We start from the raw sequence: 25561 nt of genomic DNA on the forward strand, positions 1-25561 counted from the left end.
GAGACACACTGATATATGACCGATTCCTCTTTGAGCCCTTGGGCTCGAGTTCTTTCTAGTTTAATAACTCGGTTTGGTGAGTTTAAAACTGCAGCCATTTGCTATGCTTTGTTATTGGCAGTTTCGCTTGTTTTATCAAGTATGTTTTATTATGTTGCCGTTGGAGAAGTTAATCTTGTTGATATATTAGCAGTGGTATTTTTTACCTCTGTGGTATCGCCTCTGGTTATAAGCGTGCTAATAAATTCAATCAGGCAACTAGATGCCTCCTATGCATATTTAGACAGTGCGACAAAACAAGAAAAGCTACTCAATCAAACATTAAAAGATAATATAAATCGCTTAAATGTAGAAATTGATGAGCGTAAAATGGCGTTCCATGCCAAGCACCGGGCAATAGAAGAGCTAAGAAAAGAAATTGCTGAGCGTAAAAAAACACAACAAGAGCTTGCCCAGCAAAGTATGCTACAGCGCTCAATAGTAGACTCCTCCCCCGATTTATTTTATTACCGCGACAACAACGGTGTGTTTGCTGGCTGTAATAAAATGTTTGAAGAAGTAATGGGTAAAACCAGTGACGAATTAATCGGTAAGAGTGCTGAACAAATATTTCCTAATCAATTTTTATCTGAAGTTTTAAAAACCGATAAACAGGTAGAGCAAACTCATCAAGCATTAACTATAGATGTTCAATACGATGTGGGCGGCGAAACGCGTTGGTTTGAATTACGTAAATTGCCATTTATTAACGATAAAGGTAAGTACATAGGTTTACTTGCATTTGGCCGTGATATTACGAGTCGTAAAGAGGCTGCAGAAGCACTTGAAACAGCCTACAAAGATAAAGGTAAGTTTATTGCCACTTTGAGCCATGAGTTACGTACACCACTTAATGGCATTGTTGGTTTAACACGTATGTTGCTTGATACAGAGCTTAATAAACAGCAGCGTAGTTGGTGTAATACGGTGTTTTCGAGTGCCGAAACACTAGGTAATATATTTAACGACATTATAGATTTAGACAAAATAGACAGAGAGCAGTTAGATATTGCAACTAATGCTATAAACGTATCTGACTTTATTAATGATGTGGTTAACTTTGCAGGCCTAATTGCTGAACAAAAAGATCTTTCTTTTGATATTAAACGCTTAGGCATGCTAGATATTTATGCGCAACTAGATCCAACCCGACTTCGCCAAGTTGTTTGGAACTTAATAAATAATGCGGTTAAATTTACTCATAAGGGCAGTGTAACCCTCACCTGTATTCGTGAAAATCGAGATGATGGCCCTTGGCTTACCATGAAAATATCAGACACCGGAGAAGGCATACCAGCCGAACAGCTCTCTCGTATTTTTGATATGTATTATAAAGCGCCAGATCTTAAAGGCACCAATGCTATTGGTTCTGGCATTGGCTTAGCAGTAACCAAAGCCTTAGTTGATGCAATGCAGGGGATTATTTCGGTTAATAGTACCGAAGGCGAGGGGAGCTGCTTTATAGTAGAAATACCGCTAATTTTATGTAGCGCACCCACTGAGAATAGTTATGTAGGACGCAGCTTAAATATACTGTTAGTAGAAGATGTGCCGTTAAATGCCGAAATTGCGACTAACTTACTTGAACAGCGTGGTCATGAAGTTATTTGGGCTGAGACCGGCGAAGATGCATTGTCTTTTGTAGAAACTGAAGACGATTTAGATTTGATCTTACTTGATATGCAGTTACCCGATATAAACGGTGATGAAGTAGCAAGGCAAATAAGAGCCGATAGCCATTTTGATAAACTACCTATTGTAGCGCTTACCGCAAATGTGCGCAGTGCAGAGCAAGAGCTAGAGGGGATTTCAATCCAAGGAGCGCTCGCTAAGCCTATCAATACGGTAAAACTAGATAAAATATTAGCTGATTTATTTGGTATAAAACAAACAAGAAGTAATGAGCCACAATTAAAAGTAAGTACAGCAGCGCTTGCTGACATTAATGCACATTTACTTGATGTTGAAACTATAGAAGACTTTGTAAACTCAATGGGTTTGGTGGTGTTTAAACGCAGTAGTCAGTTATTTGAAAAACTCAATCCCCAGTATCAGCAAGAGTTACTTACCTCGTTAAACTCAGGCGACAGAGAAGAATATAAATCAGTTGCACATAAGCTTAAAGGTGCTGCGGGATCTGTAGGCTTAAATGATGTGCAATTACATGCAAAAGTAATGGAGTATGGTGCGCTGGATGAATCTGACGAGGTATTAAAGCAGTGGTTAGATGTTTTAGCAGACAAAATAAATGAAGGACAACATGCCCTTCATTTATTCTTACAGCAATTAGAGTAACTAATTAGCTGTCGATTTTACCAATGAAGCGATAACCTTCACCATGAATGGTGCTGATCAACTCAGTTGTTGAGTTGTCGCTTTCAAAGTGCTTACGAATACGACGAATTGTAACATCAACTGTTCTATCGTTTGCACGTAGCTCACGGCCAGTCATGTGTTTAATTAATTGCTCACGGCTAAAAATACGACCTGGAGAGTCAAGCATTAAACGCAGTGCTCTGTATTCGCCTTTAGGTAGACGTTTTGCGTCTCCACCTGGAGAAGTAAGACAGCGACTGTTTTCGTCAAGTTCCCAACCGTTAAACGTAATTACACCATTTGTTTCAAGTGCAGACTCTTCACCACCTAGGGCAGTACGAGTAATTAAATTACGCGCACGAATAGTTAATTCGCGAGGATTAAACGGTTTAGTAATATAGTCATCAGCACCAATTTCTAGGCCTAAAATACGATCTACATCATTGTCACGGCCTGTTAAGAAAATAAGACCGACTTTGCGTTTTTGGCGTAACTCACGTGCTAAAATTAGCCCGTTTTTACCCGGTAGATTGATATCCATAACTACAAGATTGACGTCGTCATTATTTGTAAGCTTATCATGCATGTCATCGCCATCAATGGCTTCAATAACTTTGTAACCTTCAGCTTCAAATAAACTAACGAGGTTTAGTCTAGTTACGTCTTCATCCTCTACTATCAGAATGACTGGCGTTTGCATTTTTAATTAACCTTTTGGTGTATTTTATTTATAAAAAAAACCGGTATAGTTTTATAAACCGATTACTAAAAGAGTATAGGATTATATCTAATTGTTAACAAGTAAAAACAATTAGAGAAAAACAGCAGGATCCGCACAGCCTACTTAAAAGGTATAGAGTAAAGCTACTGTTTAATTGATCTTTAAAATTGGATGCATATTTTGAATTATTAAAGTCAAAGCCATTTCCCTTTAGTAATTGATACATCCATCAATCAGGTAAAGATACTTAAAATAATCAGACTAATTCAAAACGAAATTATATCACTTTCCAACCTTTCATCAATCTATGTGATATCTTAAAAGCATTAAAGTTCAGAAAATATTTAACTTTAAGCAGTTAATTCACTAAATAATATAGTTGAATAACGAATGCTCTATTAATGAGGTCATAAAGTTAAAATTCAAGAGCATGCTTATAATTAATTAGTACGTTGTTTAAGCTGTGGTGTTGTTGGTGAGTGTCGTTTTTACTTTGACTATAAAAGCTGTTTTACGCTCAGAGTTTACTTGGATATTACTTAACAGGTTTGCCAGCAGATAGACGGCTTGAAATAGTTCTTGCACCTTATTCTTATTTATTTGTTATAAAAAGGTCAAATACTTGATTTTACTATTCCCCTCAATATTTTGACTATTATTGCTAAGCGGTAAAAATTCAGGAGGGTAATTAATTTTATAAATAAGTTTGAGCACGTGAGGTGCTCAAACATGAGCATTATTAACTGCTGTAAACGGCAAACTTATTATTTTTAAACACGGTTTGATAGTTATCAAATTGTGCTTCTAAAATTGGCGGGTATTTTAAAAAGCTATTAGCAACAATATTTAACTTACCTGCTTTAGTTAGGTGCTGTTTAGCATTGGCTAAAAAGGTTTCAGCCACTGTGTAGTCGGTTGCAATACCGGTATGAAAAGGTGGGTTACTAATAATTAGATCGAACTTACCTGTAATGTTAGTAAGTCCATCACTTAAGAGGGCTTCGCCTTTAATGTTATTAAGCTTAAGGGTTTGCGTTGTTGCATAGATTGCCAAAGCGCTCACATCACTACAAACAAAGCTCAATGCCGGATTTTGCAGCCCTAAATAAGTTGCAATTAAGCCAGCGCCACAACCAAAATCGAGCACAGTACCTTGCTTAATAAACGGAGCGTTTTCAAGCAATATTTTAGTGCCAACATCTAAATTACCGTGATTAAATACCCCAGGAATACTGATAGCGGTAAATTCGCTATCGGCCACACTGACCGTAAATGGCTTATGATAATCGCTAATATTAAACTGACTAAGTTGTTTAAGCTCTGCAAATGAATATAAAACACAGTGCTTTGCTGAGTCTATTTTATTACTAAAATTAGCTTTATCAGTAAGCTGTTTTTCTATTGATTTAACACCACTCTTATTTTCGCCAACCACCAGTAACTCAGCATCTGCTGTAATTACTGCGCGTATATTATCAAGCGCCATAAGAACTTCAGGTTTTGATTTTGGATAGTAAAGAATCACTAAATCAAAGTCGTTACCGCTAATACAGTGGTTTACACATACATCAACGCCGGGTGTGTTTTTGGCAAATTCGCCATTAGCATGATTGTAGCTAAAGGCGGTTATTTTACTCTCAGGGTTGCGCTTTTTAAGCTCGGCTAAAAAGCCATCTTGAACAAAGTTGACCACCAATATAGATTTCCCAACTAACTTTTCGCTATTGCGAAGTAACAGTAGGCTTGGATTGGTTAATACGCTCATAAGTGGCTTTACCTTACAGATTATATAATTTACAGAGTTATGTACTTAACCTAAATGTTGGTTAAGGTATTTATTATCCGAAATACAGATTACTTAGTGCGTTCAAACATTAAGTCCCACACACCATGACCTAAACGATGGCCGCGTTGCTCAAACTTGGTTAACGGGCGTAAATCAGGGCGTGGTACGTAGTCGTTTGTTGCTGACTGGTTTTTAAAGCCAGGCGCAGCTTGCATTACTTCAAGCATATGCTCAGCATAATTTTCCCAGTCGGTAGCCATATGAAAAACACCGCCCATTTTTAACTGTGAACGTAATTTTTCAACAAACTCGCCTTGTACAATACGGCGTTTATGGTGACGCTTTTTATGCCAAGGATCAGGGAAAAACAATTGTAAGGTTGTTAAACTTTCATCTGCTATACAATCGGCTAAAACTTCAACCGCATCGTGTTCAAAAATACGCAGATTAGTAATACCCGCTTCATCAGCATCCATTAAACAAGCACCAACGCCTGGGCGGTGTACTTCTATGCCAATAAAGTTTAAATGCGGGGCATTTTTTGCCATTTCAACCAGTGATTTGCCCATACCAAACCCAATTTCTAGCACTACATCATTGTTATTGCCAAAAACTTCGCTTAAATCAAGCATGCCATTTTTATGCTCTAAGCCCATTATTGGCCAGCATTTTTCGATAGCGGCAGCTTGGCCTTTGGTTAAACGACCTTCGCGCTTTACAAAACTACGAATAGTGCGGATATACTTACCTTCTTGCTTTGCTTGCTCAAGATTAGTGTTACTTGATTCACTCATATTATTGGCCTGACAAAAATAACTGGTTTAAAAAATGGTTGCGTATTATCCCTGACCAAGCCATGGATAACAAGCTCTAGCTGATTTTACTAGGTGTATAGAGGCGCTATGGCTTGATCTTTTCACTAACTGCAATAAACTGAGCCGCCATTGAGCATAAGTAAAAAGTAAACTATTTTGGATTTAAATAAACAGCAGTCAGATTGGTTTTCTAACCAAGTGGTTGATTGGTATCATCTTCATGGTAGAAAAACGCTGCCGTGGCAGTTAGCAAAAACACCCTATAAAGTATGGGTGTCTGAAGTGATGTTACAACAAACTCAAGTAGTGACCGTTATCCCTTATTTTGAAAGGTTTATGCAAAGCTTTCCCGATATTATTGCTTTAGCTAACGCCGATGAAGATCAGGTGCTGCATCACTGGACTGGTTTAGGGTATTACGCAAGGGCACGTAACTTACATAAAACAGCTAAAATAGTTCGTGACAAGTATCAGGGGCAGTTTCCTACAACGCTTGAAGAGGTTATTGATTTACCCGGAATAGGGCGCTCTACAGCCGGTGCAGTGTTATCACTTTCACTTGGGCAGCATCACCCCATACTCGATGGTAATGTTAAACGAGTATTAGCACGTTTTTTTATGGTTGAAGGCTGGTATGGTGTTAAAAAAGTCGAAAGCCAACTTTGGCATTTGAGCGAGCAGCTAACGCCTAAAAATAACGTAACCGAGTTTAATCAAGCTATGATGGATTTAGGCTCTAGCTTATGTTCGCGTAGTCGTTTTGACTGCCCTGCATGTCCGTTAAGTAGCCGCTGTGGTGCATTTAAAACGCAGCAGGTAAAAACATTCCCACACTCAAAACCTAAAAAAGCAGTGCCGAAAAAAAGCTGCCATCAGTTAATTATTAAACATGATGAAAAAGTGCTCATGGAAAAACGGCCTAACTCAGGAATATGGGGCGGGTTGTTTGGCTTTTTTGAGTTTAATGAATTGAGCGAACTAGAGGTGTTTATAGCGCAGCAAGGGCTAACAGCTGACTTAGTGGCGCTTGAACCCTTTACCCATATATTTTCGCACTTTGAACTTACTATTAATCCACATGTACTAAATGTAGTACAAATTTCAGATGTAATTAACGATCGACAATTAGTTTGGTACCCACTAGATCAGTCAATTGAGGTGGGTTTAGCAGCACCAACTAAAAAGTTGGTTAAACAAATTGCACCAATAGGTTAGACTTGTTTATAACTATCGCTAAAGAGAATTAATTATGGCACGTACAGTATTTTGTCAAAAGTTACAAAAAGAAGCTGAAGGGCTTGGATTTCAATTATATCCTGGCGAAATAGGCGAAAAAATCTTTAACAATATCTCTAAAGAGGCTTGGGCGCAGTGGCAGCACAAGCAAACAATGCTGATTAACGAAAAGCATTTAAATATGATGGACCCAGAGCATCGTAGCTTTTTAGAGCAGCAAATGGTTGGTTTTTTGTTTGAAAACAAAGAAGTAGAAATTGAAGGCTACAAACCACCAGAAAAGTAATTGTTATGTGGAATAAAAAAAGGGCTAAATAGCCCTTTTTTTATACCTAAATTAATTAACTCGGTTGTTCTTGCTGCTCGGCACTTTTAATTTGCTCTTTTAAAAATTGAGCAGCTTTAGAATATTCAATTTCTAATTGATCTCTTAAATCAATTAACTTATCGCTGTTTAGTTCATCTGTTTTACATTGCTCTTCAAACACGACGGCCAGTTCAGCGACGCGATGCGCCCCAATGGTTTTAGATATAGACTTTAATTGATGACACCCCTCAAGAATCTCATTAACGTTGCTTTGCATAACACCAAAGTTAATCGACTTTATTAGCTCTTGGCTCTGCTCTAAATACATTTTAAAAAAACGTATTTTCTTCGCGTCATCGCCATTAATGTATTTAGCTACTGAATCCATATCTATTGGCATTGCTGGCTTTTGATGTGGTATGTCTATGCTCTTGTGATTACTTTTTTCATTCCAGCGTATTAGTGTATTTTCTAAAACGTTAAGCTCAACAGGCTTAGTAATAAAGTCGTTAATACCAACAGCTAAACAGCGTTCTTTTTCACCTTTTAAAGAGTTGGCTGTCACGGCAATTATGTAAGGTTGCGATACAATCGAACCTAGCATTTCGGCCTCATTGCGGATTTTTTCGACCATATCGTAGCCCGACATTATCGGCATATGTAAATCGGTTAAAATGAGCGAATAGTTACCTTTTCGCCACATATTAATCCCTTCCTCACCGTTATTAGCTACTTCAACACCGTAACCTAAGATGTGCAGTTGATCAGTTATAACTTGCTGATTCAAAAGGTTGTCTTCAACTAGTAAAATAAGCTTGTTAGCGGCTAAAGCTTGCTCTGTAGTTAAATAGTTGTCGTATGCTATGGTTTTTTTAATGTGCTTAGGCTGATGTAAACCTGCAGCTACAAGTATTGATAGCATAAAGTTAGACTTACATAATGGCGTTGCGTTAATATAAAAAATATTTTTATGATTAATAGCTGCATCATCTAGCTTGCTTAAAACGACAACCTGCTGATTATTATCCTCTAAAGAGTAAAGTAAACGCCTTAAAAATGCATTTATGCTGTCCATATCATCAATGCCATCAACAACCCAAATGATATCTTTAGCGTCGTGCAGAGACTCAATTTCTTGCTCGTTGTGCACATAAGTTATTTTGGCGCCCATAAATGATAAATAACGATAGATTACTTTTTCACGGTCAACATTATTACTCACTACAACAATATGCCTGCCATCTAAACTATTTTTATGTGCGAACTTAATTTTACCCGAAGTACTAAATGGCAGCTCCACGATGAATTCACTGCCTATGCCAATATTACTATTAACCGATATAGTACCCAGCATTAACTCGGTTAAACTTTTACAAATTGACAAGCCAAGGCCGGTTCCACCGTATTCTCTGGTTATTGAGCTTTCCGCTTGAATAAACGGATTAAATATTTCTCTTAATTGCGCTTGGCTCATGCCTTTACCATTATCGGTTACACAAAAACGTAAAGTGAAGTGTTCTGCTGTGTTGTGAGCCACCTCTACAGAGATATTAACTTGCCCCTTATGCGATTCACTCGTACTGGTAAACTTAATCGCATTGCTGCATAGGTTATATAGTATCTGGCGTACTCGAGTGTTATCACCAATAAGATTAATAGGGATATCAGGAGCAATTGATAAGTTTAAATCTAGATCGCGGTGTTTAGCTATAGAAGAAAGCACGCGCACCACTTCTTCAATCGTATCGGTTACAGAAAACGGGATAGGGTCAATATTTAGTTTGCCTGCTTCAATTTTAGAAAAATCTAAAATGTCGTCCAAAATACTCAGTAAAGAAAAAGCCGATTCACGAATAATGGTACTAAGACGATATTGTGAACCGTCTAAATTTGTTTGGCGCAGTAAATCTATAGTCCCTATAACGCCATTCATAGGGGTTCTAATTTCATGACTCATAGTTGCTAAAAAGGTGGTTTTAGCTTCACTTGCTTTTTGCGCATTTAAAGTTTCTTTTTCAAGTGCAAGGGTTCGAGTTTGCACTTCAATTTCAAGATTGTTTTGCAGTTTTTGTAATTCTTTTCGAGTTTTTTCATTCTCAGATAAAGCTGCTTGTACTTTTTTCAATAAAAAATTAATATTTAGTGCAATCACATTTAAGCCATTACCTAACTGTTCATTTACAGTGCTGTTAAAATTACTGCTATCAGTTACAGCCTGTAATTCTTCGCTAAGCAAGCCCGTACTCTTACGTAAACGGTTATTAATATATTGGTTTAATAGCAATGCTAATACAAATAATGTAATAACCGCTATACAAGCCATAAAATAGGCGCTCAATAATGACGTTTGTTTAGTTAAAGTGGGAGGGGATTTTTTTTGTTTTAAAATAAGCTCGCCAATAGGTTGATCGTTAAGCGTTAAAACTTTATGTAAAATACCTTGATCAACTAAATGCTCGTTAAGTTTAATAGCAGCAATTGCAGGTTTGTTAGTACTATATACCAGCTCCGTTTGTGATGTAGCGCTAAAGCGATATAGCGTGTATTCAAAGTTGTCACTAAATACAGAGGTAAGCTCAAGCAGCTCTTGTACTTTACCTTGTCCGTATATAGTTAAAGCGTCGATTAGAGGAGCTTCTAGCTTGTTAGCCAGTGAAGTGATGTCAATAAGCGGTGTACTTTTTTTAGTATCCATCTCACTTTGAGAATAAAGTGAGATGGCAATTATAAACAGTGTGGTTATAATTATATTACTTAATAAAAAAAGAGGTAACAAACCTTTTATCACTGAAGAGAACTTACTCTGCATGGATTTTTCCTAATTGGTATATTAATAACACGGTAAGCCTTTACCGTACTTTGGGATAAACAAAACAAGTAAAAATAACTCGCCGCAACTTTAGCATAGTTTAGATTAAAATTATGGTGCTACTTTTCACTTGTTTGTAGTATAAATGAGCAGTGTTAATTAAAAAAGACCCGAGTTGCATAAAAACCGTGCAAACAGTTATAAAGAATGAAAAAAAAGTTGACTTGTAACAGCAAAACTCGTTTAATACGCCGCACGCCCAGATAGCTCAGTCGGTAGAGCTCAGTGGGAATTGTATTGAAAATCCTTTTGAAGGGTTTTATTAAAACCGAGTATTGCCCAGATAGCTCAGTCGGTAGAGCAGAGGATTGAAAATCCTCGTGTCCGTGGTTCGATTCCGCGTCTGGGCACCATTATTAAATAATAGTGTTTGAAATCAAAGATATTAAACAGTATTATGCGTGCCTTAGCACACAGTTTTGTGTGCCGACTTAGCTCAGCTGGTAGAGCAACTGACTTGTAATCAGTAGGTCAACCGTTCGACTCGGTTAGTCGGCACCATTTATAATGTAATTTGAAAAGAAAGCTGTAATCAGTAGTCTGTTCAAGTTACCCGTCGACTTCGTTAGTCGGCACCATTTATTTACTAAATTAGTTTAGTAAAAAGTTAGCTTAGAAAATTTAGTTAACTCGCACAGTTTATGTGCCTCGATAGCTCAGTCGGTAGAGCAGAGGATTGAAAATCCTCGTGTCCGTGGTTCGATTCCGCGTCGAGGCACCATTTATTAAAAGTTATCAATCTTTAAAATTGATAAAGTGCCTTAGCACACAGTTTTGTGTGCCGACTTAGCTCAGCTGGTAGAGCAACTGACTTGTAATCAGTAGGTCAACCGTTCGACTCGGTTAGTCGGCACCATTTATAATGTAATTTGAAAAGAAAGCTGTAATCAGTAGTCTGTTCAAGTTACCCGTCGACTCGGTTAGTCGGCACCATTTATTTACTAAATCAGTTTAGTAAAAAGTTAGCTTAGAATATTTAGTTAACTCGCACAGTTTATGTGCCTCGATAGCTCAGTCGGTAGAGCAGAGGATTGAAAATCCTCGTGTCCGTGGTTCGATTCCGCGTCGAGGCACCATTTATTAAAAAACCTCACATTTGTGAGGTTTTTTTGTTTATAAAGATTATTTATCCCTGCATCCCATACAGCTTAAAATTGTTCCAGACTAATTTTAAGCTTATCAGTACACTACTTAGCAACCCCCTTAGTGATACAAACCACTTATAGTTACTTTCAACTTTCTTAATGATCATTAATGTCGAAATAGAGTATAAATAGTTATCCGATAGTTTATGGCTAATTATGTAATGTTATGTAAAGTAAGTTGAGCGTTTTAGTTCAAAGTGCTTGAATTACATTATAAATAGCAGTAATTCAGGTTTAATTATGATTTGGCAACAATACCAGCCAACTTTATTGGCACTCAGTATTGTGCTGCTCAGCGGCTGTGCGAGCAATATAAATTCACAGCAGCGCGAACAAGCACCTAACAATGTACCGCAGCAATGGCAACAAAAAACCTCTGCGCCGGTATTACACGTACAGCAGCAATGGCTTACACAATTACAAAATCCACAGCTGAATAAGCTTGTGGAGCAGGCACTTAAAAATAACCAGCAGCTTTTACAAAGTAGTTACGATGTAGCGATCCAAAAGCAGCAGTTAATTGTGTCGGGCGCTGCGTTGTGGCCAACTCTGGACTTATCTGCGCGTACTAGCCGTAGTAAAAATAACCGCCCAATTAGTTATAATAATGCAAGTTCAGTGAGCTTGAATTTAGGTTACGAAGTTGATTTATGGGGCAAGCTGTCAGATTCTAATCGCCAAGCTAATTTAAACTACTTAGCGCAACAGGCGCGCTTTGAACAAGCCAAACAACAGCTAGTTGCCGATGTAGTAAAGGGCTGGTTTGATGTAGTAACCGCAAAGCAATTACTTGATTTATATAAGCGCCGTGAAGCCAATGCTTTGCAAAATCTTGATATTATAGAGTCAGGTTATCGTCAAGGATTAAACGAAGCTCTCGATGTTTATTTAGCTCGCAACGAGCTAAATAATGAGCGTTCACGTATTGCTACTCAGCAAGCTAGCTTATTAACTACAGCAAGAGTACTTGAGCGTTTATTGGGAGATTATCCGAAAGGAATTATCTCGGCAAATAATGACCTACCAGTTATCAATACCGACATTCCACTAGGTTTACCCTCAGAGTTAATTACCCGAAAGCCAACATTACGTGCAAATTGGTATCAGCTTTTAGCAAGTGATGCAAACTTGGCTTATGCCCATAAGCAACGTTTTCCAAGTTTAAATTTAACGGCAAGTTTAAGTGATACTACTGATAGAGTAAGTGATTTGTTTTCGCCATCTAGCCTAGCATGGTCATTACTTGGCAGTATTTCAGCGCCTATTTTTAATGGCGGCCGGTTAAAAGCGAATGAAGAAATTGCGCGTTTAAATAGTCAAAAACAAGAGCAGCAGTATTTACAAACACTTTACGATGCTTTTAGCGACGTAGAAAATGCGATTACGCTACAGCAATCACTTAAAGCGCAATATACAAGCACGCTAGAAGCACAAGAAAATGCCCTTGCTGCCGAGCAATTATCGTTTGAGCAATATCAAAGTGGCTTGGTTAGCTACACTACAGTGCTTGATGCACAAGGACGCTCGTTCGATGCTCAAAGCTCCTTAATTAGTATTAAAAATCAATTGATAGCAAACCGAGTTAATTTACACCTTGCCCTTGGTGGCGATTTTGCAAACACTTCAACCGAACTACAGAGTAATAGCAATGAAAACTAAAACAGCAAAAATTATTATTCCAATCGCGGTTATTATTGCCACTATTTTAATCGTCATGTTTATTAAAGGTAACCCGCCAGAAGCTAATCGCTTTGGTGCACCACCAAAAGCATCAATTAATGTAGCAGTTCAAATGTTGCAGCCGCAAAACTATCAAGTGATGGTAGACAGCTACGGCACAGTAAAACCACGTACACAAAGCTTATTAGTTGCTCAAGCATCGGGTTTAATTATAAATATAAGCGATGACTTTAGAGAAGGTGGTTTTTTTAAAAAAGGTGCGGTACTAATCCAACTCGACGATAGAGACTATCAAGCAGAGGTTAAATCGGCACAGGCTAACTTATTAACAGCAAAGCAAGGCCTTTTAGAAGAACAAGCCCGCGGGCAGCAGGCTATTACAGATTGGCAGCGTTTAGGTAATGATAAACCTGCAAGTAGCTTGGTGCTACGTGAGCCACAATTAGCTGCAGCACAAGCACAAGTATTATCGGCGCAAGCAACACTTGAAAAAGCCAAGTTAAACTTAGAACGTACCCAAATAATAGCGCCTTTTGCAGGACGAGTACTTAGTCGTAATGTAGATTTAGGCCAAGTTGTTAGCAACAATACTCAGCTCGCTACTATTTACGCAATAGACAGCGTAGAGATTCGGTTGCCAATAAAAAACAAAGACCTACCTTTTATTAATTTACCTGAGCAGTACCGCGACGGTGCTAAAAACCAGGCCGGATCCGTGATTAAATTTAGCTCTGATTTAGTTGGTGAGCAAACATGGCAAGGGCAGTTGGCGCGTACCGAAGGTGCTATTGATGAAAGTGCACAGCAACTCTACGTGGTTGCTAAAATTAATGACCCTTATAAAGCAACACAAAGTAATCAATACCCAATAAAAATAGGGCAATACGTTAAAGCGCAGATCACCGGAAAAACAGTTTCTGATGCACTTATTATTGCAAATAGCACTATTTATCAGGGGTCTTACGTTTATATTGTTGAGCAGGGAGTATTAAAGCGTAAAGATATAACGCTTGCATGGCAAAATGCCGCTTTTGCAATGATAAAAACCGGCTTAAAAGCAGGTGATAAACTTGTTATTACGCCACTGGGGCAAGTTAGTTCGGGTACACAAGTGAATATTTTAGGCGAAGATAATAAAGCGACTAAACCACAAAGTATGAAGCAACGCCCAACAGCAGAGCAATTAGCACAACAAGCAAAAGAGCAAGGCATTAGTGTTGCAGAGCTAGTAAAAAAACGTCGCGCAGCAAAGCAAGGAGATAAGCCATGATTGCTTGGTTTACCAAAAACCATGTTGCTGCCAATTTATTGTTAGTAACTTTGTTGCTGTCTGGGCTGTTTAGTTTATCGACGAAAATACCGATCGAAGTATTTCCTTCGTTTGAAACCGATATGATCAGCATTCAGGTTAGTTTACGTGGCGCGACGCCAGAGGATGTTGAGCAAGGTGTCACTATACGTATAGAGGAGTCTGTACAAGATTTAGAGGGTATAAAGCAAATATTTAGCCGCTCATCTGAAGGTTCGGGCTCTGTCACTGTTGAAGTGGAAAGCGGCTACGATCCTCGAGAGTTGCTCGCTGATATAAAAAGCCGTGTTGATGCTATTAATACCTTTCCTGGGGATGCTGAAAAACCCATCGTTGCTCTAGCTGAGCGAAAACGAGAGGTTATAGCGGTAACTGTATCTAGTGATTATGGCGAAAAAGAAACTCGCGAGTATGCAGAGCAAGTACGCGATCAAATATTACGTTTACCCAGTGTAACGCAGGTTGAGTTAAGTGGCGTGCGCGACTACGAACTGGCTATTGAAGTAAGCCAAGATACATTGCGCCAATATGACTTAACACTGGCGCAAATTTCTAATGCGGTTGCTAACTCAAGCTCAGACATTTCTGCGGGTAACTTAAAAACCCAAGGTGGCGATGTACTTATTAGCTCAAAAGGACAAGCATACCGAAAAGATGAATTTGCCAGCATAGTGGTTAAAAACCAAAGCGACGGTACTATTATTCGCTTAGGTGATATAGCCACAATTAATGACGGCTTTGAAGAAACCCCAGTGCGTACACGTTTTAACGGAAAACAAGCCGCTTTTATCGACGTATACCGAATAGGCCCACAAAGTGCAATTACTGTTGCCGATGAAGTAAAAGCTTATATAAATGCCCAGCAACCTTCATTGCCGCAAGGTTTTGCATTAAGTTATTGGGATGACGACTCAGAGCTAGTTAAAAGCCGTATTGCCACACTCACCACTAACGCCTTGCAAGGCGGTATTTTAGTGCTGGCACTGCTAACCTTATTTTTACGCCCAGCTATCGCATTTTGGGTGTTTATTGGTATTCCGGTGTCGTTCATGGGGGCATTTATTGCTATGCCTATTTTTGGCGTAACGCTTAATGTAATGAGCTTGTTTGGTTTTATTTTAGTACTCGGTATTGTGGTTGATGATGCCATAGTCACCGGAGAGAACGTTTACACCCATTTAAAAACAGCCGAATCGGGCGAACAAGCTGCCATATTAGGTACCCAAGAAGTAGCAACGCCAGTGACTTTTGGTGTATTAACCACGGTAGCGGCCTTTTTGCCATTAGCCTTTATTGAAGGTGCACGCGGGGCATTATTTGCACAAATTCCGGTGGTGGTTATTCCGGTATTATTGTTTTCTTTAATTGAATCTAAATTTGTTTTACCTGCACATTTAAAATATATAAAGCTACGTCACCAAAAAGGTAAGCAATCAAAGTTTGATCTGCTACAGCAACGTTTTGCTGATGGCTTTGAAAGTGCGATTTTAAAATATTATCAACCTATTCTTAATTTAGCTCTGCGCCATAAACTGGCAACGGTGAGCTTATTTGTTGGCGTGTTTTTAATTATTTTAACTATGATCACCAGTGGTTGGACTAAGTTTGTATTTTTTCCACGTATTCCCAGCGAAACCGTACGGGTAAACTTAACCCTGCCTGCTGGCACGCCGTTTGAAGTAACTAATAAGTACGTGATTGATATGTCGCAAAAGGCGCAGCAATTGCAAGAAAAATACCGTGACCCTGATACGGGGGAGAGCGTTATTTTAAATATTTTAGCAACAACGGGCGGGCGCGGCGGAGTATCTAACTCAGGCGCAGTACGCTTTGAAATTACCCCAGCTGAAAAACGTGATTCAGATATAGGCTCACGCGAGCTTGCCAGTGAATGGCGCGAATTAATTGGCGTTATTCCCGGCGCTGAAAGTCTCACCTTTAGAGCCGAAATAGGTCGTAGTTCAGATCCAATAGATGTGCAGCTTAGCGGTACATCGTTAAAGGTTTTACAAGACGTGGCAGATCATATTAAAACGCGTTTATCGACCTACCCAACTGTATTCGATATTGCCGATAGTATGTCTGATGGTAAAGAAGAGTTACAAATAGAGCTTACAGAGCAAGGCTTAGCGCTGGGTTTAAATAGAGTAAATGTAGCAGGGCAAGTGCGTAACTCGTTTTTTGGCTCGCAAGTACAAAGGATCCAACGTGGGCGAGACGATGTGCGCGTAATGGTACGTTTGCCTATTGATGAAAGACGCTCGGTAGCCGACTTACAAAATATACTCATAAACACACCTGCCGGTGGCTCAGTGCCTTTATCGCATGTGGCTATTTTAATTACAGGGCAAAGCCCGTCTACTATCAATCGAATCGATCGTTACCGTACTTTAAATGTGACCGCCGATATAGAAAAAAGCAACACTAACATGACCATACTCCAAGCTGATTTATCCCAGTATTTGGATGAGCTAATGCAGCAATACCCAGGAGTTGATTATGCATTAGAAGGAGAAGCAAAAGAGCAAAGAGAGTCGTTTGGTTCACTTGCTTGGGCGTTAGTATTTGTATTTTTTATTATTTATGCGCTATTAGCGATACCGTTTAAATCGTATTTACAGCCATTAATAGTAATGAGTGTTATACCCTTTGGCATGATAGGCGCTGTAGTAGGGCATTGGATCATGGGAATGGAATTAACCATTATGAGCTTGCTTGGCATGCTAGCATTAATTGGCGTAGTGGTTAATGACTCGCTGGTATTAGTTGACTATATTAATAAAAAACGCACAGAAGGGATTGAATTAATTGAGGTAGTTAAACTTGCCGGCGCGTCACGTTTTCGCCCAGTTATGCTAACTAGCTTAACCACTTTTATAGGATTAATGCCGTTATTATTTGAAAAAGCGACTCAAGCGCAATTTTTAATTCCTATGGCTGTGAGCTTAGGCTTTGGAATTATATTCGCCACCTTCATTACTTTATTGCTAGTACCGGTAAATTATATGCTCATGGAGCGTTTTCAGGGTTGGTTTAAGTAAATAAGTGTAAGCATTTAGAGTTTAGCTGTAAGTAAGGAATTACTTGCAGCTTTTTTTTGCCAAAGATTATAAAAATAATTTAGAAAGTTATAACAAAAAAGACAAATAAATAATAAGAGGGATTATAAAAATAAGAAGGTGTTCCCCAAAGTGTGGTGTTGGTGTCAGTCCTGAAACCTTGAGGTTTCAGGGCGGGAATCTGCGGTTTACCGTAGGCTTCTCGGTACATGCCGAGCTTGCACAATAGTATACGAACAGAAACCCTGGTATAAAATTTATCGGCTCAGGGACTTAACCAAGCTCCAGCACCCCAGGGAACAAATCCAGTATATAAGACATAATCGAAAGCTTAAACCCCAAAAGCAAAATATTATTTTGTTTGCGTGGTTATTGTGCACTTATCATTAGTTATTTACTTATGAGTGTGCTTTTTAGCCATAAATATGTTTTTTATATATTGGGCTTAATAAAGCATACCGCAGCAATAAAGATCTGCCACTATTAAAGTGTTTAATAGTGGCCCTTAAGCGGTTTGATTATAGAATTTATTGGAGTTGCTTTTTATCGAGTGGTAGCATTGCCTTAACTAGCAAAATGAAGATATAACAATGAGCGATTTACCAGATTACGAAGAAGCCCAATTATTATTAGAAAAAAACGAAATATTTGTATCACCGGCCGAAGCGCACGGTGTAATTAGTGGTTTATTAGCTTGTGGGTTAACGATTGACGACAAAGAATACCTAGGGCTGTTAAGCGATGTGTTTAACGATGGTGATTCGTTTAGTAATAATTTAAAACAGTTTTTTGGCAGCATTTATAAGCAGGTCGTTGCTAGTTTTAATGATGAAGAGTTTGCGTTTGATTTGTTTTTACCCAGCGACGATGAAACACTTATAGATCAGGCTAATGGTTTGGTTTCTTGGGTTGCAGGTTTTATGCTTGGCTTTGGTTTAAAGCAAAAAGATTACGGTAAATTATCAGCCGATGTAAAAGAAGTTATTACCGATTTTAGCGAAATTACTCGCCTTGATACTACCTTTGAAGAAACTGAAGAAGACAGCCAAGCACTACATGAAGTGATTGAGTATGTGCGTGTGTCGGCATTACTTTGCTTTGCAGAGTTAGGTAAAGATCAAAGCACTGCTAGCACTAAAAAAACACTTCATTAATAGTTTAAGTTAAATGGGTTTGTTGCACATGGTTGAAATACAAAAGTCAGAGTTTAAAGCACGTCGTGAGCGTCTGCTTGCAAAAATGGATAGTAACAGTGTGGCAATTATACCTGCGGCGAGCGAAGTTACGCGCAGCCGCGACACTCACTATGCATTTAGACAAGACAGTGACTTTTTTTACTTAACTGGTTTTAATGAGCCCGATGCCGTACTTGTACTTGCTCCAAATAGTGACACCCCCAGTACATTATTTTGCCTTAATAAAGATAAACTAGCCGAAGTATGGCATGGCCGTAGAATAGGCTTTGAAAAAGCAAAAAACGAATATTTGTTTGATGCAACCCATGAATTAAGTGAGTTGAGTGAACAGTTATTTAATTTGCTCAATGGCAAAGCGGTTTTATATTATGCGCAAGGTGCATATTCGGCTTTTGATGGGCGTGTTTTCTCTTTGCTTAATACTCTGCGCAGCGCCCCTAAAAAAGGTGACACAGCGCCAAGTACCATTAAAGATATTCGTTTGTTAATTCACGAAATGCGTTTATTTAAATCACCAAGTGAAATAAACATTATGCGCGCAGGCTGCGAAATTAGCGCGCAAGGCCATGTTAGAGCAATGTGTTTTGCCCATAGCGGTGCAACCGAGTATCAATTAGAAGCAGAGCTACATCATCATTATGCAATGCATGGTGCGCGGCACCCAGCGTATGGCACTATTGTAGGCAGTGGCGACAATGCTAATATTTTACATTACACCCAAAACAGCGACGCCCTTAAAAGTGGCGATCTAGTGTTAATAGATTCAGGTTGCGAGCTACAAGGCTACGCTGCTGATATTACACGTACATTTCCAGTGAATGGTAAATTTAGCCCCGAGCAAGCCGCGTTATATAATATTGTTCTTAAAGCGCAAGAAGTGGCGTTTGCAGAAATTAAACCCGGCGGTTATATGTCGCATGCTAATGCTTTAGCAATGGCAGTTATGACCCAAGGTCTACTAGATTTGGGTATTTTAACCGGCGACTTTAATGAGTTAATGGCAAAGCAAGCCTGTAAAGAATATTACATGCATGGTTTGGGGCATTGGTTAGGCCTAGACGTACATGATGTAGGCGACTACAAGCAAAACAATAGCGAACGCGCATTTGCTGCGGGCATGGTACTGACCATAGAGCCTGGGCTTTATATCAGCGAAGATTCAAATGCACCGCAAAAATACCGAGGTATCGGTATTCGCATTGAAGATAACTTATTAGTAACCCCAAGTGGTTATGAAAATCTCACCCTAAGTGCGCCAAAAACCATAAGCGATATAGAAGCACTTATGCAAAGCAATAAAAGCGCATAAGACTAGGAGAAAAAAGTGCCTAAGCAGTTTGATGTTGTTGTTATTGGTGGCGGTTTAGCCGGTGCTAGCTGTGCGTTAAGCGTGGCTAAAATAAATCCCGCGCTTAGTATTGCTGTTGTTGAGGCGAATGAAGTAAGTAATGACTATCACCCGAGCTTTGATGATAGAAGCATAGCACTTGCTCAGCAGTCGGTAGAGTACTTGCAAGGCTTAAATTTATTTGCGTTAAATTCACCGTACGCTACAGCAATTAAAAAAGTAAGTGTGTCTGATCGTCACCATTTTGGTAAAGCAGATATTAACTGTGAAGAGTTTGCTAAAGATGCCCTTGGTTATGTGGTTGAAGTAAACCCGTTTGGCCGCTCGTTACATCAATTATTAAACGCTCAAATAAATATCAGTTTATATTGCCCTGATAGCGTAAGTGCCATTGAGCAGCAATTACATAATAATATAGTTACTTTGCAAAGTGGCGAGCAAATAGCCGCCAAGCTGTTAGTTATTGCCGACGGTGCACAGTCGCCAACTCGCAGCTTATTTGGACTTAAGTTTAACACTCAAGCTTATGAGCAAGGGGCTATTATTGCCAATATAGAAGTAGCTGGTGGGCATAATAACCATGCTTTTGAGCGATTTACGCAACATGGCCCCATGGCGCTATTACCTATGAGCAACAACCGTTATTCACTGGTGTGGTGTATGCAGCAACAGCACGTTGAGCAGCACATGGCACAAAGTGAAGACGACTTTATAAGCGCACTACAAAGTGCCTTTGGTTATCGCGGTGGTCAATTTACTAAAGTGGGTATGCGTGCTAATTACCCCTTAGTGTATGGGCAAGTAGAATCGCTTATTGCGCACCGCACGGTAGTAATAGGTAATGCTGCGCATGCAATTCATCCCATTGCAGGGCAAGGGTTTAATTTAGGCCTGCGAGATGTACAAGTACTTAGTAACTTAATTGCCCAGAGCCCAAATGACTTAGGCAGTTATGCATTTACTCGCGAGTATGCACAGCAGCGCAGCGCTGATATAAATAACGTGATGACCCTAACAGATGGTTTAGTAAGGCTTTTTTCAAATTCATCACGCATACTGGCACTTGGCCGTAGTATTGGGTTGTTTTCGATGGATTTATTCCCCTCTTTAAAAGCGCCATTGGCTAAGCAGTTAATGGGGCAAGTTAAACAAGGTCAAGGTTTATGAAACAAGCACAGGTATGTATTGTAGGTGGTGGCAGCGTAGGGCTTACCTTAGCGCTTGGGTTGGCAAAAGCAGGTATAAGCGTAGTCGTGCTTGACGCTGCGCCAAAGCAAACACCGCCAACAGACGAGTATGGCATGCGCGTAAGTGCGCTGAGTATTGCGAGTCAAACCTTGCTTGAACAATTAAACGTATGGCCACACATAGTTGCTTTGCGTGCTAGTGCCTATACCCATATGGATGTGCGCGATGCAGACAGCTTTGGCAAAATAGCTTTTAATAGTGAGCAACTAGAGCTTGATCATTTAGGTCATATAGTTGAAAACGATATTATTTGCTACGCGCTTGTAAAGGAGCTAGAGCAGCAGCCAAATGCTACGCTGATGTTCGACACTTGTTATCAGCAAATACACCAAAGCGAATCGGATGTATTTGTTACTTTAAAAAGTGGTGAGCCAATCATTGCAAAGCTGCTGGTGGCCGCCGATGGTGCAAATTCGGCAATTCGAAAGCAGTTTAATATGGCGCTGAGCTTTAAAGACTACGACCACCATGCATTGGTGGCTACAGTTAAAACCCAAGAGCCACACGCCAATACCGCACGCCAAGTGTTTTTACCAAGCGGGCCATTAGCATTTTTACCGTTGAGCGATGCCAACACCCATTCAATTGTGTGGTCTACAAACCCAACGCATTGTGAAGAGCTATTAGCAATGGACGACAACCAGTTTAACAAAGCCATTATGGCGGCAATAGATGGCCAATGTGGTTTGTGTGAAGTGCAAAGTGTACGCGCTGCATTTCCACTTAAAATGCGTTATGCCCAGCAATGGGTTGCAGGTAAAGTCGTATTAATTGGCGATGCTGCACATACGATTCATCCGCTTGCAGGCTTGGGGATGAACCTAGGCCTAAAAGATGCCGCTTATTTAATTGAGTTACTAACAAGTGATAATAAAGAATTTGCCAGCACGCGTACTTTACGTGATTACGAGCGCACCCGTAAACTCGATGCGCAAAAACACATTGCCATGATGTACTCTTTAAAAGAGTTATTTGCCGGTGCTAACCCAATTAAAAAACTAATTCGTGGAGTTGGGCTTTCAATGGTTGATAACTTAGGCCCAATAAAGCATTTGTTTGCTAAAGAAGCGATAGGAAAGTAAGCGTATTATTAAGCGCACGAGTAAGCGAATAAAAAGCCGTGGTTAAATTTAACCGCGGCTTTTTATTACCTATGTTGAATTAAAGAGTTAAGTAACGTTTGATTTTTAGCCAATGTTTTTAGGTAGTGTTTTTAGATATTGCAGTGGAGTGCAGTTATACCAGCGTTTAAAAGCACGATTAAATGAACTTTGGTCGTTAAAGCCAAGTTTAATTGCTATGTTACTTAATGGCTCTTTGCCAATGCACAGTATTACGCGCCTTTTACGCTCTTGCTCAAGTAAGTCGGCAAACGATATTTGTTCGCGCTTTAAATGGCGTTGCAAGGTGCGCGGGGTCATGTTTAGCGCGCCTGCTGTGCGTATTAAACTGCAGTCGATTAAGTCATTTTTAGCTATAAATAACTGGCTAATTTTTTCGGTTAGTAGCTGCTGGCTTTTAAAGCGTGAAAGTTGCTGCTCAGAAACCTGTTTAAGCACTAAATTAATTTGCGTATTGTCGGTTTTAAATGGCAGTGCTAAATAACTGCTCGGAAATACCACTTGGTTATACTGTGCGTTAGTTTTAACGGGGCAGTTAAACCAGTGTGTGAGTACTGTTTTTTCATTGCTGGTAGAAGCTTGGGTAAAATAAATAGTACTGGGCGATAGCTGTGGATTTAATAGTTGTCGAATAACACTTACCCAAGCGGTCATATTACGTAAAATAACCTGTGGGCTACAGTTAGTATTAGGTAGCCAACGAATAATTGCCAACTCACCTTGCTGTTCAAACTCTGCTCTACCAATATCTGCAACTAAACTGTCGTAGTTAAGCAGTGCGGTAATAGCGCTGGCTAAGTTATTACTCGATTCAATTAAGTAACCCAATATGCCAAAGTCGGCAGTTCGAATTTGCTGACCAAGCTTAAAGCCAAACAAAGGCTCGTTTAGAGTTTGCTGAGCATAATTTAGCAGTGCGTTGTAACAGTTTAAGCTAATGCGTGGCGCGAGTTGCTGAGCTTGCTTATTACTGTATTCATTAAAGTTAATAGCCGACAAAACAGCTTGGCTATTAAGTCCAAGTGTTTCAAGGTAATCAATACAGCTTGAAAAATAATGATCGGCAAGTGTGCTCATTTGTCGCCTAAAGCTAAAAAATGGTCGTGTAACAGCAAGTTTGCCACGAAAAAATTTTATATGGTAGGGCATTATGAAAATACTTATTATATAAAAATGATACAAATAACCTTAAAACAAAAGATTGCAGCAACGCCTCTACAAGTCAGAGACGCTTTGCTTGATCATGCGCAATTAGAACGTTTTTTTAATGCTAAATTTGTCCTGTTAAAAAAGCAAAATGAAGGCGAAATTATTGGCGGTAAAGGTGCTATTAGGCAAGTTATAATGGCAGGAGTTCGCTTTGAAGAGCGTATAATTAGCGCCGATAGCAATCATATTAGTTATCAAATAATAGGTAATAAACCAGTTGCAGAGCATCGTGGCGATATTTATTTTTGCGTTAGTGACAATGCCCCAACAAGCACCGAAGTTACCTATAACATACGCTGTAAAACACCTTGGTGGCTGCCAAGCCTAGTGATTAAATTTTTTATTAAAAAAGATATAGCACAAGCGCTTAATAAACTAAAAGCCAACTTTAAGGGCAACATATCATGAGCATAGAAATAATTTTACTTGCCCTTAGTCCTGTATTTATTATTTTTGTAAGTTATGAATTTATTAAATATCGGCGTTATTACGACATAAAAGACAGCTTGGCGAATACAGCACTGGCGCTTATGCACCAAGGCGCCGATGCAATTGCTTTAATTGTGCTAATGCCATTTTTTTATTGGCTGCATCAATATAGGTTATTTGATATTGAACTGTCGGTGCTGACGATATTTGGCGCATTTTTACTACAAGACTTTTTGTATTATTGGTTTCATAAAGCGTCGCACCATATTCATTGGTTATGGGCTGCCCATGTGGTGCATCACAGTTCAACTAAAATGAACTTTTCAACCGCATTTAGGCAAAGCTTAATGTATCCGCTTGCGGGTATGTGGTTATTTTGGTTGCCAATGATATTAATCGGCTTTGATCCGCTGAGTGTATTTACCGTAGTGGCGCTTAATTTGGCCTATCAGTTTTTTGTGCATACCCAAACGGTAAGTACACTAGGCTGGTTTGAAAAGGTATTTAACACCCCATCGCATCATCGAGTACATCATGCTATTAACCCCGGCTACTTAGATAAAAATTTTGCCGGTGTACTCATTATTTGGGATAAGTTATTTGGCACTTACGCCGAGGAAAAAGCCGATAAACCGTGTAAGTACGGTATTGTTGGGCAGTTAAATAGTAACAACCCACTGACCATAACTTTTCATCAATGGGCTTATTTAGTAAAAAGTGCATTTAAAGCAAAAGGGGTAACGGCAAAGCTAAAAGTGATATTTGGTTACCCTACAAGTTCCAATTAACTGCTTATTTAACACGTCGAAAGGAAATGTTTTTACTGCGTGGTGCACCTAATATAATGAATAAGTGACAAATACATACCGACAAAAATGCACTCACACCTAAAGCACCGCCGTAGCCGTCGAGTATGGGTACTAAGTACTCAAATAATAACGAAAATATAACAGCGGAGCTGGCAAGCGTATATATGCCAAAGCGGTGTGGGGCGCTCATACCAATAAAAGTACCACCAAAAAACACAACGCTGTATAACTCAGGATCAAGGTTAAGCCAGTAAAAAATTAAGTAAGTAACTATAGATAAGGCCGCAGAAGCTCTAATACCATCAAAACGACTATGCTTGGCTAAATAAAATGTTAAAAAAGCGCCTATCAAAGCTAATATAGAATATTCAATACTCATTACACTAAGCCTTTAGCTAAAGAATACAAAGCAACACTTGCAAAGGCTACGCTGCCTAATCGGCCACCAAAACCAGCAAATGCATTTAAGGTAAGGGTGTATAGCGTTGCGCCAATAATTGAGATTATCGCCACTTCCCAGTAGCTAGTAATTAAGCTAGTTGAGCACATACCGGCAAAGCTACCTGCATATATGGCCGCATAAGGGTGGTTTTGATAAAGCTTAGGAAAAGGAATAAACGAGCCAATTAGCCCGGTTAATGCTGCAGATATAACAAGTGGTAATGCAAATGTTGTATGCATTACAAAGCACGACATACAGCCGGCAAAAAATGTGATGGACTTTAATAATAAAAATTTAATCATAGCGCGCAAATTAGTACCTTATAGCGTGCGTATAATAAAGTAACACTTTTATGTTTGATAGCTCAAAGCTAGAATTTTATAGCATAACTAATAATAGCTAATTGCCAAAAATAGTAGGTGTCAGAATTTAATCATTTTATTAGCCTAATAGTTGTAAGGGCTGTAAATGCTAAAA

General features: G+C 39.2%; 19 protein-coding genes, 5 tRNA genes and 1 other RNA gene. 17 read left to right on the plus strand and 8 right to left on the minus strand.

Translation table 11 applies throughout. The features are described 5' to 3' along the window. Positions 1-15 precede the first annotated feature (15 nt). On the plus strand, positions 16-2334 hold the full coding sequence (gene arcB / locus PNIG_RS03005; protein ID WP_089367779.1) for an aerobic respiration two-component sensor histidine kinase ArcB: 2319 nt from the start codon (positions 16-18) through the stop codon (positions 2332-2334). Between the two features lie 4 nt (positions 2335-2338). On the opposite strand, the gene arcA is transcribed toward arcB, so the two are convergent. The 3 genes from arcA to trmB all read right to left on the minus strand — a co-directional run bounded on the left by arcA (position 2339) and on the right by trmB (position 5656). After that, positions 2339-3055: a two-component system response regulator ArcA gene (gene arcA / locus PNIG_RS03010; protein WP_011327252.1), complete on the minus strand. Its 717-nt coding sequence runs from the start codon at positions 3053-3055 to the stop codon at positions 2339-2341. A 760-nt stretch (positions 3056-3815) separates the two neighbouring features. Continuing rightward, complete coding sequence (locus PNIG_RS03015; RefSeq protein WP_089367780.1) at positions 3816-4841, minus strand: methyltransferase; 1026 nt, start codon at positions 4839-4841, stop codon at positions 3816-3818. Between the two features lie 89 nt (positions 4842-4930). After that, positions 4931-5656: a tRNA (guanosine(46)-N7)-methyltransferase TrmB gene (gene trmB / locus PNIG_RS03020; protein ID WP_089367781.1), complete on the minus strand. Its 726-nt coding sequence runs from the start codon at positions 5654-5656 to the stop codon at positions 4931-4933. A 174-nt stretch (positions 5657-5830) separates the two neighbouring features. On the opposite strand from trmB, the gene mutY reads away from it, so the two are divergent. Together mutY and PNIG_RS03030 are read left to right on the plus strand one after the other, a co-directional pair. Next, positions 5831-6892, plus strand: coding sequence for an A/G-specific adenine glycosylase (gene mutY / locus PNIG_RS03025; RefSeq protein ID WP_089367782.1), 1062 nt, complete (start codon positions 5831-5833; stop codon positions 6890-6892). Positions 6893-6926: 34 nt separating this feature from the next. Continuing rightward, complete coding sequence (locus PNIG_RS03030) at positions 6927-7199, plus strand: oxidative damage protection protein (protein WP_011327256.1); 273 nt, start codon at positions 6927-6929, stop codon at positions 7197-7199. A gap of 55 nt (positions 7200-7254) precedes the next feature. Here the strand turns inward: PNIG_RS03030 and PNIG_RS03035 are convergent, their stop codons facing one another. Then, positions 7255-10029 carry a hybrid sensor histidine kinase/response regulator gene (locus PNIG_RS03035; protein WP_089367783.1) on the minus strand — a complete coding sequence of 925 codons (2775 nt, stop codon included), beginning with the start codon at positions 10027-10029 and terminating at the stop codon, positions 7255-7257. Positions 10030-10366: 337 nt separating this feature from the next. Here PNIG_RS03035 and PNIG_RS03040 point away from each other — a divergent pair. The 8 genes from PNIG_RS03040 to PNIG_RS03075 all read left to right on the plus strand — a co-directional run bounded on the left by PNIG_RS03040 (position 10367) and on the right by PNIG_RS03075 (position 17264). Further along, a tRNA-Phe gene (locus PNIG_RS03040) sits at positions 10367-10442 on the plus strand. Positions 10443-10514: 72 nt separating this feature from the next. After that, positions 10515-10590, plus strand: a tRNA-Thr gene (locus tag PNIG_RS03045). 144 nt (positions 10591-10734) lie between these two features. Beyond that, a tRNA-Phe gene (locus PNIG_RS03050) sits at positions 10735-10810 on the plus strand. A gap of 59 nt (positions 10811-10869) precedes the next feature. Next, a tRNA-Thr gene (locus PNIG_RS03055) sits at positions 10870-10945 on the plus strand. A gap of 144 nt (positions 10946-11089) precedes the next feature. Next, positions 11090-11165: transfer RNA gene (locus tag PNIG_RS03060), tRNA-Phe, on the plus strand. Between the two features lie 309 nt (positions 11166-11474). Then, positions 11475-12893 (plus strand): efflux transporter outer membrane subunit, encoded by a 1419-nt coding sequence (locus PNIG_RS03065; RefSeq protein ID WP_086993246.1) that lies wholly within the window; start codon positions 11475-11477, stop codon positions 12891-12893. Next, a complete protein-coding gene (locus PNIG_RS03070; RefSeq protein ID WP_089367784.1) occupies positions 12883-14184 on the plus strand; it encodes an efflux RND transporter periplasmic adaptor subunit in 1302 nt (433 codons plus the stop codon). Before PNIG_RS03065 ends, PNIG_RS03070 begins: the two co-directional genes overlap by 11 nt. Continuing rightward, positions 14181-17264 (plus strand): efflux RND transporter permease subunit, encoded by a 3084-nt coding sequence (locus tag PNIG_RS03075; RefSeq protein ID WP_011327260.1) that lies wholly within the window; start codon positions 14181-14183, stop codon positions 17262-17264. The genes PNIG_RS03070 and PNIG_RS03075 overlap by 4 nt, the downstream gene beginning before the upstream one ends. 138 nt (positions 17265-17402) lie before the next feature. Here the strand turns inward: PNIG_RS03075 and ssrS are convergent. Then, positions 17403-17584: non-coding RNA, 6S RNA (gene ssrS / locus PNIG_RS03080), on the minus strand. Positions 17585-17872: 288 nt separating this feature from the next. On the opposite strand from ssrS, the gene PNIG_RS03085 reads away from it, so the two are divergent. The 4 genes from PNIG_RS03085 to PNIG_RS03100 are packed head-to-tail and all read left to right on the plus strand — an operon-like array spanning position 17873 to position 22156. Beyond that, positions 17873-18436 (plus strand): UPF0149 family protein, encoded by a 564-nt coding sequence (locus PNIG_RS03085; protein WP_011327261.1) that lies wholly within the window; start codon positions 17873-17875, stop codon positions 18434-18436. A 28-nt stretch (positions 18437-18464) separates the two neighbouring features. Continuing rightward, entirely contained in the window at positions 18465-19787 is a 1323-nt protein-coding gene (gene pepP, locus PNIG_RS03090; RefSeq protein ID WP_011327262.1) for a Xaa-Pro aminopeptidase, read from the plus strand. 15 nt (positions 19788-19802) lie between these two features. Further along, positions 19803-20993 carry a 2-octaprenyl-6-methoxyphenyl hydroxylase gene (gene ubiH, locus PNIG_RS03095; RefSeq protein WP_089367785.1) on the plus strand — a complete coding sequence of 397 codons (1191 nt, stop codon included), beginning with the start codon at positions 19803-19805 and terminating at the stop codon, positions 20991-20993. Continuing rightward, positions 20990-22156 carry an FAD-dependent oxidoreductase gene (locus PNIG_RS03100; RefSeq protein ID WP_089367786.1) on the plus strand — a complete coding sequence of 389 codons (1167 nt, stop codon included), beginning with the start codon at positions 20990-20992 and terminating at the stop codon, positions 22154-22156. Before ubiH ends, PNIG_RS03100 begins: the two co-directional genes overlap by 4 nt. A gap of 105 nt (positions 22157-22261) precedes the next feature. Here the strand turns inward: PNIG_RS03100 and PNIG_RS03105 are convergent, their stop codons facing one another. Then, complete coding sequence (locus tag PNIG_RS03105) at positions 22262-23272, minus strand: AraC family transcriptional regulator (RefSeq protein WP_089367787.1); 1011 nt, start codon at positions 23270-23272, stop codon at positions 22262-22264. Positions 23273-23368: 96 nt separating this feature from the next. On the opposite strand from PNIG_RS03105, the gene PNIG_RS03110 reads away from it, so the two are divergent. Further along, on the plus strand, positions 23369-23812 hold the full coding sequence (locus PNIG_RS03110; RefSeq protein ID WP_089368931.1) for an SRPBCC family protein: 444 nt from the start codon (positions 23369-23371) through the stop codon (positions 23810-23812). Beyond that, a complete protein-coding gene (locus tag PNIG_RS03115; RefSeq protein ID WP_086997331.1) occupies positions 23809-24621 on the plus strand; it encodes a sterol desaturase family protein in 813 nt (270 codons plus the stop codon). The genes PNIG_RS03110 and PNIG_RS03115 overlap by 4 nt, the downstream gene beginning before the upstream one ends. Positions 24622-24625: 4 nt before the next feature. Here PNIG_RS03115 and PNIG_RS03120 read toward each other — a convergent pair whose 3' ends face one another. Together PNIG_RS03120 and PNIG_RS03125 are read right to left on the minus strand one after the other, a co-directional pair. After that, positions 24626-25021: a hypothetical protein gene (locus PNIG_RS03120; RefSeq protein WP_011327268.1), complete on the minus strand. Its 396-nt coding sequence runs from the start codon at positions 25019-25021 to the stop codon at positions 24626-24628. Then, positions 25021-25386, minus strand: coding sequence for a hypothetical protein (locus tag PNIG_RS03125; protein WP_172459239.1), 366 nt, complete (start codon positions 25384-25386; stop codon positions 25021-25023). The genes PNIG_RS03120 and PNIG_RS03125 overlap by 1 nt, the downstream gene beginning before the upstream one ends. Between the last annotated feature and the right edge of the window lie 175 nt (positions 25387-25561).

It is taken from the genome of Pseudoalteromonas nigrifaciens (assembly GCF_002221505.1).
GTDB lineage: Bacteria > Pseudomonadota > Gammaproteobacteria > Enterobacterales > Alteromonadaceae > Pseudoalteromonas > Pseudoalteromonas nigrifaciens.

Excerpts from the sequence above, each read along its gene's own strand:
- PNIG_RS03100 (WP_089367786.1), top strand. The coding sequence starts at position 20,990 with ATGAAACAAGCACAGGTATGTATTGTAGGTGGTGGCAGCGTAGGGCTT.
- PNIG_RS03065 (WP_086993246.1), top strand. The coding sequence starts at position 11,475 with ATGATTTGGCAACAATACCAGCCAACTTTATTGGCACTCAGTATTGTG.
- PNIG_RS03085 (WP_011327261.1), top strand. The coding sequence starts at position 17,873 with ATGAGCGATTTACCAGATTACGAAGAAGCCCAATTATTATTAGAAAAA.
- pepP (WP_011327262.1), top strand. The coding sequence starts at position 18,465 with ATGGTTGAAATACAAAAGTCAGAGTTTAAAGCACGTCGTGAGCGTCTG.
- trmB (WP_089367781.1), bottom strand. The coding sequence starts at position 5,656 with ATGAGTGAATCAAGTAACACTAATCTTGAGCAAGCAAAGCAAGAAGGT.
- PNIG_RS03115 (WP_086997331.1), top strand. The coding sequence starts at position 23,809 with ATGAGCATAGAAATAATTTTACTTGCCCTTAGTCCTGTATTTATTATT.
- arcA (WP_011327252.1), bottom strand. The coding sequence starts at position 3,055 with ATGCAAACGCCAGTCATTCTGATAGTAGAGGATGAAGACGTAACTAGA.
- PNIG_RS03015 (WP_089367780.1), bottom strand. The coding sequence starts at position 4,841 with ATGAGCGTATTAACCAATCCAAGCCTACTGTTACTTCGCAATAGCGAA.
- PNIG_RS03070 (WP_089367784.1), top strand. The coding sequence starts at position 12,883 with ATGAAAACTAAAACAGCAAAAATTATTATTCCAATCGCGGTTATTATT.
- PNIG_RS03035 (WP_089367783.1), bottom strand. The coding sequence starts at position 10,029 with ATGCAGAGTAAGTTCTCTTCAGTGATAAAAGGTTTGTTACCTCTTTTT.
- PNIG_RS03125 (WP_172459239.1), bottom strand. The coding sequence starts at position 25,386 with ATGATTAAATTTTTATTATTAAAGTCCATCACATTTTTTGCCGGCTGT.
- PNIG_RS03030 (WP_011327256.1), top strand. The coding sequence starts at position 6,927 with ATGGCACGTACAGTATTTTGTCAAAAGTTACAAAAAGAAGCTGAAGGG.
- PNIG_RS03120 (WP_011327268.1), bottom strand. The coding sequence starts at position 25,021 with ATGAGTATTGAATATTCTATATTAGCTTTGATAGGCGCTTTTTTAACA.
- PNIG_RS03110 (WP_089368931.1), top strand. The coding sequence starts at position 23,369 with ATGATACAAATAACCTTAAAACAAAAGATTGCAGCAACGCCTCTACAA.
- PNIG_RS03075 (WP_011327260.1), top strand. The coding sequence starts at position 14,181 with ATGATTGCTTGGTTTACCAAAAACCATGTTGCTGCCAATTTATTGTTA.
- arcB (WP_089367779.1), top strand. The coding sequence starts at position 16 with ATGACCGATTCCTCTTTGAGCCCTTGGGCTCGAGTTCTTTCTAGTTTA.
- PNIG_RS03105 (WP_089367787.1), bottom strand. The coding sequence starts at position 23,272 with ATGAGCACACTTGCCGATCATTATTTTTCAAGCTGTATTGATTACCTT.